Source organism: Pseudomonas sp. LBUM1676 (genome assembly GCF_059695605.1).
Window position 1 is genome coordinate 1,622,629 of record NZ_CP166777.1, and the last position, 13,266, is coordinate 1,635,894.

Genomic DNA, 13,266 nt, shown 5'->3' on the forward strand with positions numbered 1-13,266 from the left:
CATTCAGGCCAGCGCCTGGCGATTTTGCCGCAGGCTTAGATCACTCGTGAAAAACGCTGGTGATCGAGTTGCCCCAAATAGGCATCGAACACCATGCACACCGAACGTACCAATAATCGTCCGGCAGGCAGTACGCTGATTTTTTCATTGTCGAGTTCGATCAGGCCGTCCGCGGCCATGCGCTGCAACTGCGGCCAGAGTTCGGCGAAGTAACCTTGAAAATCGATGTTGAAGGTTTGTTCGATCCGGGCGAACTCCAGGTGGAAATGGCAGATCAATTGGTGGATGACCGCCCGTCGCAAACGATCATCGGCGTTGCACAGCAGGCCGCGATGGGTGGCTGGTTGCGAGGACGCCAGCGCGTTTTGATACTGGTTCAGGTCACTGCTGTTCTGGCAGTACAGGTCACCGATCTGGCTGATGGCCGATACGCCCAGGCCGATCAGGTCGCAATGACCGTGGGTGGTGTAACCCTGGAAGTTGCGTTGCAGGGTCGACTCTTCCTGGGCAATCGCCAGCTCATCGTCGGGTAGCGCGAAGTGATCCATGCCGATGTAGCGGTAACCGGCGGCGGTCAGTTGTTGGATCGTGCCCTGGAGCATCTCCAGTTTCTGCGCTGGCGTCGGCAGATCATCACTGTTGATGCGCCGCTGCGGCATGAAGCGTTCCGGCAGGTGCGCGTAGTTGAACACTGACAGTCGATCGGGTTGCAACGCGATGACTTCGTCAATGGTGCGGGCGAAATTCTCGGGCGTCTGTTTTGGCAGACCGTAGATCAGATCAATGTTGATCGAGCGAAATTGCAGGGTTCGGGCGGCGTCGATCACCGCGCGGGTTTCCTCCAGGCTTTGCAGGCGATTGACCGCTCGTTGCACCGCCGGATCGAGGTCTTGCAGGCCGATGCTGACCCGATTGAAGCCCAGTTCACGGAGCAGTCCCATGGTCGACCAATCGGCTTCGCGAGGATCGATCTCGATGCCGTAGTCGCCGGAATCATCGTCCAGCAGGTTGAAACTTTTACGCAAGCGGGCCATCAACTGGCGCAGTTCGTCGTGACTGAGAAAAGTCGGGGTGCCGCCGCCGAAGTGCAGCTGCTCGACTTTCTGTGCCGGGTCGAGATGGCAGCCGATCAGCTGGATTTCCTGTTCCAGGCGCTGCAAGTAGGGGGCGGCCCGGCCGCGGTCCTTGGTGATGACTTTGTTGCAGGCGCAGTAGTAGCAAATGTTCGCGCAGAAGGGCACGTGCACATACAGCGACAGCGGGCGCACGGCCTTGCGGCTTTCGCGCAAGGCCTGGAACAGGTCGAAGGTGCCCACATGAGCGTCGAACTGCACCGCGGTCGGGTACGAGGTGTAACGTGGTCCCGCCAGGTCGTAACGGCGGATCAGATCGGTGTCCCAACGAATGGCGTCGAGCATCATGCGGGCGTTCCCCCGGATAGGCTGGCTGTGTGGGCGAGTCTAGGGGGCGCAGCGTATGGGCATCTTGATTTGCATCAAGGTGAGGATCGGTGTTGTCAGTGACGACCTCTTCGCGAGCAGGCTCGCTCCCACATTGGATTTGCGGTGTTCACGAATCCCCTGTGGGAGCGAGCCTGCTCGCGAAAGCCGCGCCGCTGATCTAATGCCCCATCAACCAATGCTGATGCGGCCCAGGCAAGGTCCAGATGCCAAACAGCATCACCAGCAACCCACCGGCCACGCGCACGCTGCGTTTGCGCAACACCGCCGTCACCCGCTCGGCTGCCAGCCCGGTAGCCAGTAGCACCGGCCAGGTGCCCAGGCCGAACGCGAGCATCAGCAGCGCACTGTCCAGCGCATTGCCCTGGCTCGCCGACCACAGCAGGGTGCTGTAGACCAGTCCACACGGCAACCAGCCCCAGAGCGCCCCCAGCAGCAATGCGCGGGGCAGGCTCGACACTGGCAGCAGTTTGTTGGCAACCGGCTGGATGTGCCGCCACAGGCCGCGACCGAGGCTTTCGATGCGGGTCAGGCCGCTCCACCAACCGGCGAGGTACAGGCCCATGGCGATCAGCAGCAGCCCGGCGATGACGCGCATGAACATCGCTGCCGGACTGTTGGCCACCGCCCAACCGGCCAGTCCGACCAACAGGCCGGCCGCGGCGTAGCTGAGAATTCGCCCCAGGTTGTAGGCCAGCAGCAGCCGAAAGCGTCGGCTGCGCTGCTCCTGGGGAATCGCCAGGGTCAGCGCGCCCATCAAGCCGCCGCACATGCCCAGGCAATGACCACCGCCGAGCAGGCCGAGAATCACCGCAGACACTAACAGGGGCGCCAACTCAAGCATGCGGAGGCGCCTTGTCGTCCGGTTTGGCCGGTTTGGCCGGTTGGCCGCCGGCCTCGTCGACCGCTGCCTGGTGGTTCGGGTCCTGGTCGTCGAACAGGATGCTGTGGGCCGGGCCGTCGAGGTCGTCGTACTGGCCGCTGTCGACCGCCCAGAAGAAGATGTAGATCGCAATGGCCACGATCAGCAGCGCGGCCGGGATCATCACGTAGAGAGCTGGCATGGGTCACTCCATGCCCGCGCGGCTCAGGCCGGCAGCGGGCGGGTTTGTGGCGTGGCGCTGACGGCAGGCGCGCTCGGCAGGCGAGTCAGGCGCAGGGCGTTCAGCACCACGGTCAACGAACTGATGGACATGCCGACCGCGGCCCATACCGGGGTGATCCAGCCGAGGGCGGCGAAGGGCAACATGAGGCCATTGTACAGCCCGGCCCACAGCAGGTTCTCGATGATTACCCGACGGGTGCGCCGAGCCAGGCTGAAGGCTTGTACCAGGGCGTCGAGGCGGTTCGACAACAGCACCGCATCGGCACTGGTCTTCGCCAGATCGGTAGCCGAGCCCATGGCGACGCTGATGTCGGCGGCGGCCAGCACCGGCACATCGTTGACCCCGTCACCCAGCATCAACACCTTGCGCCCTTCCTTGTGCAATTGTTGCAGCACCTGCAGTTTGTCGTCCGGACGCAAGCCACCCCGAGCCTCGTCAATGCCGAGCTCCAGGGCGACGCTGGCAACCATCGGCGAGCTGTCGCCGGACAATAGCAACGTGCGCCAGCCGCGGGCCTTGCACGCGGCGAGCAGGGCGGGGGCGTCGCTGCGCAAGCGGTCGTCGAGGACGAACCACGCCAGCGGCCCCCGGTTGTCGCCGAGCAGCAGCCATTGACCGGCTTCATCGGGCATGACGGGCACGGCAGCGCCACTGAGTGCGCAGACAAAACCCGGCTGGCCGATGCGCAGGCGTTGCTCGCCGACCAATCCTTCAAGGCCCAGGCCGGGCGTGTTGTGGACTTCTTCGGCGGCCAGCGGCGCTCGACCGAACGCGCGGGCGATCGGGTGTTCGGAGCGGTTTTCCAAGGCGGCGGCCAGACTCAGGCATTGATCACTGTCGAGCGCGCCGAGCGGGCGGATCGAACGTAGCGCCAGGCGGCCTTCGGTCAAGGTGCCGGTCTTGTCGAAAATCACCGTGTCGATCTGGTTCAGGCCTTCCAGCACATGGCCGCGGGTCAACAACAGTCCCAGTTTGTGCAGGGTGCCGGTGGCGGCGGTGAGGGCGGTCGGCGTGGCCAGGGACAGGGCGCACGGACAGGTCGCAACCAGCATCGCCAGTACGATCCAGAACGCCCGTGACGAATCCAGTTCCCACCAGATGAAACCGATGACAGCGGCGGCAATCAGCGACAGCAGCAGGAACCACTGCGCGGCGCGGTCGGCGATTTCCGCCAGTCGCGGCTTCTCGGCCTGGGCCCGGTCCAGCAGGCGGACGATGGCGGACAGGCGGGTGTCCTGGCCAAGGGCCAGGACTTGCACCGTCAGCGCGCCCTCGACGTTCAGGGTGCCGGCGGTGACGGCATCGCCCGGCATCCGTGACTGCGGCAGGTATTCGCCGGTGAGCAGGGATTCGTCGATGCTCGACTGGCCGTCGAGGATCTTGCCGTCGGCCGGGAGGATCGCGCCGGGATGCACCAGCACCTGATCGCCCACGCGCAATTCGCTGAGCAGGATCCGCTCGCTCTGGCCGTCGGCGCTCAAACGCAGGCACGAAGCGGGCAACAGATTGACCAGCTGCGCGGTGGCGGCGGCGGTACGTTCCCGGGCGCGACGTTCCAGATACCGCCCGGCCAGCAGGAACAGCGCAAACATGCCGACGGCATCGAAGTACAGCTCGCCGACCCCGGTGATCGAGGTCCAGATCCCGGCGATGTAGGCGCTGCCGATCGCCAGCGAGACCGAAACGTCCATGGTCAGGTGGCGGGTGCGCAGGTCGCGCATGGCGCCCTTGAAGAAGGGCGCACAGCTGTAGAACACGATCGGTGTCGTCAGGAACAGCGCGACCCAGCGCAGGATGGTGTGCAGCTCGGGGCTGAGGTCGATATTGAATTCCGGCCAGGTGGCCATGGTCGCCATCATCGCCTGGAACCACAGCAGGCCGGCGACGCCGAGCTGGCGCAGGGCCAGGCGGTTTTCACTGGCCAGTTGTTCGCTGGCACGGTCGGCTTGATAGGGGTGGGCGGCATAACCGATGTGGCGCAATTCGCTCAGTACCTGGCTCAGCGGCAATTGCGCGTCGGCCCAGCGTACATGCAGGCGATGGTTGGACAGGTTGAGGCGTGCTTCGGCCACCGCCGGCAGGCCACGCAGGTGCTTCTCGATCAACCAGCCGCAGGCGGCGCAACTGATGCCTTCCATCAGCAAAGTGGTTTCGGCGAGGTCGCCTTCGTGACGGACGAAGGGTTCTTGCACGTCGGCGCGGTCGTACAACGCCAGCTCGTCCACCAACTGTACCGGCAGGGCTTCGGGGTTGGCCGATGCTTCGCTGCGATGCTGGTAATAGCTGTCCAGGCCCCCGGCGACGATCGCTTCGGCCACGGCCTGGCAACCCGGGCAGCAGAACTCACGGGTTTCACCGAGGACGGCTGCGGTGAAGCGGCTGCCGGCCGGGACGGGCAGGGCGCAGTGGTAGCAGGGGGTTGGACTGGTCATGGGGTTTCACTAGTGTCGCTGAATCTGTGTCGTCAGGAAGGGCCTCTTCGCGAGCAAGCCCGCTCCCACATTGGATGTGTGGTGTTCACAAAACCCTGTGGGAGCGAGCCTGCTCGCGAAGCGCGACTTTACTTCTTCAGGTCTTCCGCGCCTTGCAGCGGTTCATCACCCAGCAGCAGATCCTTGTCATGACTGACCTGTTCTTCCTCGAACATGCGCCAGGTTTTCCCCTCCTGCACGCCCAGCAACTCGACGAAGCGGCGGCCTTCGACCTTGTCGTTCACCTGGCCGATGTAGCGCCCCTGTTCGGTTTCGCTGCGGGCGAGGGTGATCTTGCGATCCTTCTCTGGCTGGGTCGGCGAGATCAGGTTCAGCTCCAGGGTGGCCGGTGCGCTGTTGCCGTTCAAACGTACGTCGACTTCACCGGTCACACCATCCAGATGAACGCTGGCGCGCAACAGCAGGGTCTGGGCCAGCAGTTCACGGTCAAGCGAACGGTTGATACCCTTGCCGGCCTCGTAGTAGTTATCGTTGACCAGGTTGTCCGGGTTGTTCACCGCGATCGTCACCATGGACAAGGTCAGGGCTACCGAGCAGGCCAGGATGGCGATGATGATCCACGGCCAAAGGTGCTTGTACCAGGGACTTGTGGCATTTGCTGCGGGCATGATCACTTCTCTCAACGAATTTGTGGGCCGATGAACCGGCTCTTGGCTTCAACGTGGATGCTGGCGTCATCGGCGTCCTTGAGGATGAATGTCACCTCGTTGGTACTCGACGGCAGTTGTTCCGGTGCGCTGGACAACTCGACCGGCTGGCTGAAAATTTCTCCGGCGGCGACTTTGATTTCGCGCTTGCCTTGCAGCTTGAGGTCCGGCAGGCCAGTGGCGTCCAGCAAGTAGGTGTGGTCACGCTGGTCCTTGTTCATAATCTTCAGGCTGTAGACGTTTTCGATCCGGCCTTCGGCGTTCTCGCGGTACAGCACGCGGTCCTTGCTGACGTCGAAGCCGACCAGCGAGCGCATGAAGAACGCGGTGACCAGCAAGGCGATCATCGCCAGCAGCACCGTGGCATAGCCGAGCAGACGGGGACGCAGTTTATTGGTTTTCTGCCCGGACAGGTTGTGCTCGGTGGTGTAGCTGATCAGGCCGCGCGGATAGTCCATTTTGTCCATGATGCTGTCGCACGCATCGATGCAGGCCGCACAGCCGATGCATTCGACCTGCAGGCCGTCGCGGATGTCGATACCGGTCGGGCAGACCTGGACGCACATGGTGCAGTCGATGCAATCACCCAGGCCCATGGCCTTGTAGTCCACGCCTTTCTTGCGTGGGCCGCGGGATTCACCCCGACGCGGGTCGTAGGACACGATCAGGGTGTCCTTGTCGAACATCACGCTCTGGAAGCGTGCGTACGGGCACATGTAGATGCACACCTGCTCACGCAACCAGCCGGCGTTGCCGTAGGTGGCGAGGGTGAAGAAACCGACCCAGAAGTACGACCAGCCATCGGCTTGCCCGGTGAAGAAATCGGTGGTCAGTTCGCGGATCGGCGAGAAGTAGCCGACGAAGGTCATGCCGGTCACGAAGCCGATCAACAGCCACATCGCGTGCTTGCTGAACTTGCGCAGGAACTTGTTGGCGCTCATCGGCGCCTTGTCGAGCTTGATGCGCTGGTTGCGGTCGCCTTCGGTGACCTTCTCGCACCACATGAAAATCCAGGTCCAGACACTTTGCGGGCAGGTATAGCCACACCAGACCCGCCCGGCATACACGGTGATGAAGAACAGGCCGAACGCGCTGACGATCAGGATCCCCGAGAGCAGGATGAAGTCCTGGGGCCAGAAGGTCGCGCCAAAAATGAAGAACTTGCGCTCCGGCAGGTTCCACCAGACCGCCTGATGGCCACCCCAGCTCAGCCAGACCGTACCGAAATACAGCAGAAACAGCCCGGCACCGCCCATCATCCGCAGGTTGCGGAAAAGGCCGGTGAAGGCGCGGGTGTAGATCTTTTCCCGTGAGGCGTAGAGGTCGACGCTGTTGTTGGTATTTTTGGCAGGCGGGGTAACGTCGTGTACCGGAATCTGATTGCTCATCATTGCATCCCACGGCAGTGGAAAAATGCCCCGGTCAGTACGTGCCGACCGCGGTCAAAAAGGGTGTAGCAGTGGCGCAATGATACGCCTGTCGCTCTGGCTCAAGGGTGCGACCTTTGGTCGCGTTGGGGGAAGGGCCTGGATGGTGTAACAGATGTAACAAATCATGATCCAGATCAATTGACTATAGCTGAATGAAATTGCACACCGACGTAGCGTCGTGCTCTCTCGGAGCGCAGCGGTTGTCCGCTGCGCTCAAGGGGCACGACTTAAAGCAGGTTTCCTTGCCCCAGGCTGTCGATCCCGCTGCCTTTGCCGGTGGCGGGAGCCGCAAAGTTGGTACGACGCTGCGAGGTTGGCGCAGGTTCAGGTTCCGGGGGTAAAGAGCATTCGATGGTTACGGGCTCAAGATCCGGAAGGGATTCTTCTTTCACAGGCTCAGGTAATACCGGGCCCTTACAGACATCGTTGTTTTCATGATCAGTCATTGGATGCATTCCTTGTTTAATGGTGAGTGACTTCCTTGTCCTGGCAGACTGGCTTCATGTCGGTCGCCAAGTCTGTCGACGTTACCGCTGACGGGTCTGCAAGCGTATCGAATATCGGTTTCAATTTATGAAAAAGGCGCCCATGACAAAACGGCCCCGCCAATTCTCATTGGCGGGGCCGTTTTTTATTGCATCAAGCGTTACTGGGCATCTTCCGCCGGAGCCTTCTCACCGTGAGACAGGCTGTAGACGTAAGCGGCCAGCAGGTGGACCTTGTCGTTGCCTTGCAGCTGTTCTTGCGCAGGCATCTGGCCCTGACGGCCGTAACGGATGGTCTGCTGCAGCTGAGCGAAGCTCGAACCGTAGATGAACGCGCCCGGGTGGGTCAGGTCAGGGGCGCCCATGGCTGGCGTACCTTTGCCGGCCGGACCGTGGCACGCCACGCAGTTGGCCGCGAACAGTTTCTGCCCGGCAACCGGGTCGGCCTTGGCGCTTTCCGGCAGCTTGCGGCCATCGAGGTTGGTCAGCACGAACGCGGCGACATCAGCCACGCCTTGCTCGCCAATCACTTCAGCCCAGGCCGGCATCACGGCATGACGACCGCCCATGATGGTGGTCTTGATGGCTTGCGCTTCACCGCCCCAGCGCCAGTCGGCGTCGGTCAGGTTAGGGAAGCCGTAGGCGCCCTTGGCGTCGGAACCATGGCAGACCGAGCAGTTGGAGGCGAACAGGCGGCCACCCATCTTCAGGGCTTGCGGATCCTTGGCCACTTCTTCGATGGGCATGGACGAGAACTTGGCAAAGATCGGACCGAACCTGGCGTCCGATTTGGCCATTTCCTTTTCCCACTCGTGAACGCCGGTCCAGCCAGGCTGGCCGTTGGCGAACGCGACCTGCTTGTCGTTATCGAGGTAGTCGTAACCTGGCAGCAGGCCTTTCCAGTTGCCCAGGCCCGGGTACAGCACCAGGTAGCCCAGGGCGAAGATGATGGTGCCGACGAACAGCATGAACCACCATTTTGGCAGCGGGTTGTCGTACTCCTCGATCCCGTCGAAGGAGTGGCCAACCGTTTCTTCGGTGGCTTCGCTGCGCTGGCCCTTGCGGGTGGACAGCAGCAGCCAGGTCAGGGCGAAGATGGTGCCGAGACTGAGGACTGTGACGTACAGACTCCAGAACGTAGTCATTCTTTGTTACTCCTAGAAGCTTGCTCGACGTGCTTGATGGCTTCGGGATCATCCGCGAAAGGCAGCAAGGTCGCGTCTTCAAACTCCGACTTGCGCTTGGGGCTGAATACCCACAACGCCAGACCGATGAAGGCCACCATCACAACAACGGTGCCCAGGCCACGAATCATCCCGATATCCATCTAAATCACCGTTTGCTTTTGATGATGGTGCCCAGGCCTTGCAGATAGGCCACCAGCGCGTCCATTTCGGTTTTGCCCTTCACGGCATCCTGTGCACCGGCGATGTCTTCGTCGGTGTAAGGAACGCCGAGCGTGCGCAAGACTTCCATTTTCTTGGCGGTGTCTTTGCCGTCGAGCTTGTTTTCCACGAGGAACGGGTAGGCCGGCATTTTCGACTCAGGCACCACGTTGCGCGGGTTGTACAAGTGCGCACGCTGCCAGTCATCGGAGTAACGACCGCCAACACGGGCCAGGTCCGGACCGGTACGCTTGGAACCCCACAGGAACGGGTGGTCCCAGACGCTTTCACCGGCGACCGAGTAGTGGCCGTAACGTTCGGTTTCAGCACGGAACGGGCGGATCATCTGCGAGTGGCAGCCGACACAACCGTTGGCGATGTAGATATCACGGCCTTCCAGTTCAAGGGCGGTGCGAGGCTTCATGCCTTCGACCGGCTTGTTGGTGACATCCTGGAAAAACAGCGGAACGATCTGGGTCAGGCCGCCGACGCTGACGGCGATAACCATGAAGAAGGCCAGCAGGCCAATATTCTTCTCGACTGCTTCATGCTTCATCAGTGAGCTCCAACTACAGCAATCTGTTCAGCAGCTTTGGCTTCAGCCGGGTTCGAGGCACGTACGGTACGCCATACGTTGTAGGCCATGAACAGCATGCCGCTGGCGAAGAACGCACCGCCCAGGGCGCGGACGATGAAGCCAGGGTGGCTGGCTTGCAGCGCTTCGACGAACGAGTAGGTGAGGGTGCCATCGTCGTTGATTGCACGCCACATCAGACCCTGGGTGATGCCGTTGACCCACATCGAAGCGATGTAGAGCACGGTACCGATGGTCGCGAGCCAGAAGTGGGCGTTGATCAGGCCGATGCTGTGCATCTGCGCGCGACCGAACAGTTTCGGGATCATGTGGTAGATCGCGCCGATCGAGATCATCGCTACCCAGCCAAGAGCACCGGCGTGTACGTGGCCGATGGTCCAGTCGGTGTAGTGCGACAACGAGTTGACGGTCTTGATGGCCATCATCGGGCCTTCGAAGGTCGACATGCCGTAGAACGCCAGCGACACCACGAGGAAGCGCAGGATCGGGTCGGTGCGCAGCTTATGCCAGGCGCCCGAGAGGGTCATCATGCCGTTGATCATGCCGCCCCAGCTTGGCGCCAGCAGGATGATCGACATCGCCATGCCCAAAGACTGAGCCCAGTCCGGCAGCGCGGTGTAGTGCAGGTGGTGCGGACCGGCCCAGATGTACAGGGTGATCAGCGCCCAGAAGTGCACGATCGACAGGCGATAGGAGTAGATCGGACGCTCGGCCTGCTTCGGCACGAAGTAATACATCATCCCCAGGAAGCCGGTGGTCAGGAAGAAACCGACCGCGTTGTGGCCGTACCACCACTGGATCATCGCATCCGTCGCGCCCGAGTAGGCCGAGTAGGACTTGAAGAAGCTCACCGGCAGGGAGGCGTGGTTGACGATGTGCAGCATCGCCGTCACGACGATGAAGGCACCGTAGAACCAGTTACCGACGTAGATGTGCTTGGTGTTCCGCTTGGTGATGGTGCCGAAGAACACCAGACCGTAGGAGACCCAGACAATGGCCAGCAGAATAGCCAGGGGCCATTCCAGTTCCGCGTATTCCTTGGTGGTGGTGTAACCCAGCGGCAAGGTAATGATCGCGCCGACGATCACCGCTTGCCATCCCCAGAAGGTGAAGGCGGCGAGGCTGTCGGAAATCAGTCGCGTTTGGCAGGTTCGCTGCACGACGTAATAAGAAGTGGCAAACAGTGCACAACCACCGAAGGCGAAAATCACCAGGTTGGTGTGCAACGGGCGCAGGCGTCCAAAGCTCGTCCATGGCAGACCGAAGTTCAACTCCGGCCAGACCAGTTGCGAGGCGATGAAGACACCGAGCCCCATGCCAAGGATCCCCCAGACCACCGTCATGATGGCGAACTGGCGGACTACCTTATAGTTATAAGCAGTCGGACTGATTGCTGTGCTCATTCTAAGGTTCCACGGTTTGGGTGTTTTATTAGGAGTAAAAATCGGCCGCAAGTATGGAGAAAGCGGGGGGTCATTGCAACGCGCCATGACCTGGGTCAATGCTTTCAAAAGCTGATTCTGCGGCCTTTCCATGCGCGGCGTAAGGACAAAATTGCCCCCGGCCAAAATGCCGCAGCGGACGAAAGGGGTGAGGGGGTCAGGTCAGTTGTAACGGGTTGTGTTCAAACGTGACGATCGGGCGGCTGATGGCAATTGGCACGACAGCCGGTGTCTACCAGCCTTTGCGGCCTGTCATCGAGCAAATTCGTCGAACACATCGGGTAAGATCGACCTGGAGCCGGCTCATGCCAGTCTTCATCGGAGCAAGCTTAGACCCGAATCCGGGGAACCGAAAGGAGGACTAAGGGAGGGTGCGACAATGGGTCGCAAAGGGGCAGGGAACTGCCGCATCCGAGAGAATGCGACAGTGTAGCGCTCAAGAATTATTCGCTTTTGCCTTCGGCCTGCAAACGCTCTGTATTCAGTCCATTTGACAGGCTGTACACATAAGCGGCCAGCAATTGCACTTTGTCGTTGCCCAGCAGTTCGATCTGGGCTGGCATATGGCCCTGGCGGCCATGACGAATGGTCTGCTGCAGTTGCGCCAGGCTGGTCCCGTAGATGAAACCGGCCGGTTGCGTCAGGTTCGGTGCGCCCATGGCTTCAGTGCCCTGGCCGTGCGCGCCGTGACAGGCGACGCAGGTGGTGCTGTAGGCTTGCTGTCCGGCGTGCAGGTCGGCGGTGCTGTCGTCCGGCAGCGACAGGCCGGCCAGATCGTGACGCACATAAGCGGCGACGTTCTTCACGCCGGCTTCACCGAGGATCTCACCCCAGGCCGGCATGGCGGCCATGCGCCCGCCGAGGATCGTGGTCTTTATCATCTGCGCGTCGCCACCCCAGCGCCAGTGGCTGTCGGCCAGGTTCGGGAAGCCAAAGGCGCCCTTGGCATCCGAGCCGTGGCACACCGCGCAATTGGAGGCAAAAAGGCGACCGCCCATGGTCAGCGCTTGCGGGTCCTTGGCGACTTCTTCCACGGGCATGGCCGCGAATTTGGCGAAGATCGGCCCGAACTTCGCCTCGGCCTTGTTCATCTCCTTTTCCCATTCATGGACGCCGGTCCAGCCGTCCTCGTAGCCCGGCAGGATGCCTTTCCAGTTACCCAGGCCCGGGTAAAGCACCAGATAACCCACGGCGAACACCAGCGTGCCGGCGAACAGCATGAACCACCACTGCGGCAGTGGATTGTCATATTCTTCGATGCCGTCGAAGCTGTGGCCCATGGTCTGGTCCACGCTGCCCTTGGTCTCGCCCTTGCGGGTGCCGATCAGCAGCCAGGTCAGGCCGATCAGGCTGCCGATGGTCAGTACGCAGATCCACGTACTCCAGAAAGTGCTCATGGCCGGGTACTCCTTGTTGAAGGTTCTTGGGCGTCGTCGGGTCTCGGTTCATCGGCGAAGGGCAACAGGCGTGCTTCGGCGAACGCCGGGTTGCGCTTGCTGTTGAACACCCACAGCGTCAGGCCCACGAAGGCGACGAACACCACGACCGTGCCCAGGCCGCGGATCATTCCACTGCTCATTTCGCTCACTATTTCAAAGGGCATGGCCATGGCTCACCTCTTGCTCTTGATGGATGTGCCGAGCACTTGCAGGTAGGCGACCAGCGCGTCCATTTCGGTCTTGCCCTTGAGCGAGTCCGTCGCACCGGCGATGTCATCGTCGGTATAGGGCACGCCGAGGGTGCGCATCGCCTTGATCTTGCTTTCGGTGTGACTGCTGTCGAGCTGATTGGCCACCAGCCACGGATAGCCGGGCATCTTCGATTCCGGCACCACGTTGCGCGGGTTGTACAGATGCGCGCGGTGCCAGTCTTCGGAGTAGCGACCGCCGACCCTGGCCAGGTCCGGACCGGTGCGCTTGGAACCCCACAGGAACGGGTGATCCCAGACGCTTTCCCCGGCCACCGAGTAGTGACCGTAGCGTTCGGTCTCGGCGCGGAACGGCCGGATCATCTGCGAGTGGCAACCGACGCAGCCTTCGCGGATATAAATGTCGCGCCCTTCCAGTTGCAGCGCGGTGTAGGGCTTCATGCCTTCCACCGGCTTGTTGGTCACATCCTGGAAGAACAGCGGAACGATCTGGGTCAGGCCGCCGATGCTCACGGCCAGCACCATCAGCAGCATCAGCAGGCCGACGTTTTTCTCGATTGTTTCGTGTTTCATGGC

At 61.6% G+C, this 13,266-nt stretch carries 14 protein-coding genes; all 14 read right to left on the reverse strand.

The genetic code is table 11. The annotated features are described in order from the left end of the window. Positions 1 to 35: 35 nt before the first annotated feature. The 14 genes from hemN to ccoO (ACA041_RS07600) all read right to left on the reverse strand — a co-directional run bounded on the left by hemN (position 36) and on the right by ccoO (ACA041_RS07600) (position 13,263). A complete protein-coding gene (gene hemN / locus ACA041_RS07535) occupies positions 36 to 1,418 on the reverse strand; it encodes an oxygen-independent coproporphyrinogen III oxidase (protein ID WP_497442020.1) in 1,383 nt (460 codons plus the stop codon). Between the two features lie 202 nt (positions 1,419 to 1,620). Further along, a complete protein-coding gene (locus ACA041_RS07540; RefSeq protein ID WP_497440548.1) occupies positions 1,621 to 2,304 on the reverse strand; it encodes a sulfite exporter TauE/SafE family protein in 684 nt (227 codons plus the stop codon). Then, positions 2,297 to 2,524 carry a cbb3-type cytochrome oxidase assembly protein CcoS gene (ccoS, locus tag ACA041_RS07545; RefSeq protein WP_497440549.1) on the reverse strand — a complete coding sequence of 76 codons (228 nt, stop codon included), beginning with the start codon at positions 2,522 to 2,524 and terminating at the stop codon, positions 2,297 to 2,299. Before ccoS ends, ACA041_RS07540 begins: the two co-directional genes overlap by 8 nt. A gap of 23 nt (positions 2,525 to 2,547) precedes the next feature. Next, the gene (locus tag ACA041_RS07550) at positions 2,548 to 4,998 is read right to left on the reverse strand and encodes a heavy metal translocating P-type ATPase (protein WP_497440550.1); all 2,451 of its coding nucleotides are present in this window, start codon (positions 4,996 to 4,998) and stop codon (positions 2,548 to 2,550) included. A gap of 128 nt (positions 4,999 to 5,126) precedes the next feature. Next, positions 5,127 to 5,666 (reverse strand): FixH family protein, encoded by a 540-nt coding sequence (locus tag ACA041_RS07555; protein WP_497440551.1) that lies wholly within the window; start codon positions 5,664 to 5,666, stop codon positions 5,127 to 5,129. An 11-nt stretch (positions 5,667 to 5,677) separates the two neighbouring features. After that, the gene (gene ccoG / locus ACA041_RS07560) at positions 5,678 to 7,093 is read right to left on the reverse strand and encodes a cytochrome c oxidase accessory protein CcoG (RefSeq protein ID WP_497442021.1); all 1,416 of its coding nucleotides are present in this window, start codon (positions 7,091 to 7,093) and stop codon (positions 5,678 to 5,680) included. Positions 7,094 to 7,362: 269 nt separating this feature from the next. Then, entirely contained in the window at positions 7,363 to 7,581 is a 219-nt protein-coding gene (locus ACA041_RS07565; RefSeq protein WP_497440552.1) for a hypothetical protein, read from the reverse strand. A 200-nt stretch (positions 7,582 to 7,781) separates the two neighbouring features. Beyond that, positions 7,782 to 8,765, reverse strand: a complete 984-nt coding sequence (gene ccoP / locus ACA041_RS07570) for a cytochrome-c oxidase, cbb3-type subunit III (protein WP_497440553.1) — start codon at positions 8,763 to 8,765, stop codon at positions 7,782 to 7,784. Next, complete coding sequence (locus tag ACA041_RS07575) at positions 8,762 to 8,947, reverse strand: CcoQ/FixQ family Cbb3-type cytochrome c oxidase assembly chaperone (protein WP_003175465.1); 186 nt, start codon at positions 8,945 to 8,947, stop codon at positions 8,762 to 8,764. Before ACA041_RS07575 ends, ccoP (ACA041_RS07570) begins: the two co-directional genes overlap by 4 nt. Before the next feature lie 5 nt (positions 8,948 to 8,952). After that, positions 8,953 to 9,561 (reverse strand): cytochrome-c oxidase, cbb3-type subunit II, encoded by a 609-nt coding sequence (ccoO, locus tag ACA041_RS07580; protein WP_460116903.1) that lies wholly within the window; start codon positions 9,559 to 9,561, stop codon positions 8,953 to 8,955. After that, positions 9,561 to 11,003, reverse strand: coding sequence for a cytochrome-c oxidase, cbb3-type subunit I (gene ccoN, locus ACA041_RS07585; RefSeq protein WP_497440554.1), 1,443 nt, complete (start codon positions 11,001 to 11,003; stop codon positions 9,561 to 9,563). The genes ccoO (ACA041_RS07580) and ccoN overlap by 1 nt, the downstream gene beginning before the upstream one ends. 482 nt (positions 11,004 to 11,485) lie before the next feature. After that, positions 11,486 to 12,439, reverse strand: coding sequence for a cytochrome-c oxidase, cbb3-type subunit III (gene ccoP / locus ACA041_RS07590; RefSeq protein ID WP_497440555.1), 954 nt, complete (start codon positions 12,437 to 12,439; stop codon positions 11,486 to 11,488). Beyond that, positions 12,436 to 12,633 (reverse strand): cbb3-type cytochrome oxidase subunit 3, encoded by a 198-nt coding sequence (locus ACA041_RS07595; RefSeq protein WP_497442022.1) that lies wholly within the window; start codon positions 12,631 to 12,633, stop codon positions 12,436 to 12,438. The genes ccoP (ACA041_RS07590) and ACA041_RS07595 overlap by 4 nt, the downstream gene beginning before the upstream one ends. Positions 12,634 to 12,654: 21 nt before the next feature. Beyond that, complete coding sequence (gene ccoO, locus ACA041_RS07600) at positions 12,655 to 13,263, reverse strand: cytochrome-c oxidase, cbb3-type subunit II (RefSeq protein WP_497440556.1); 609 nt, start codon at positions 13,261 to 13,263, stop codon at positions 12,655 to 12,657. Positions 13,264 to 13,266: the final 3 nt, after the last annotated feature.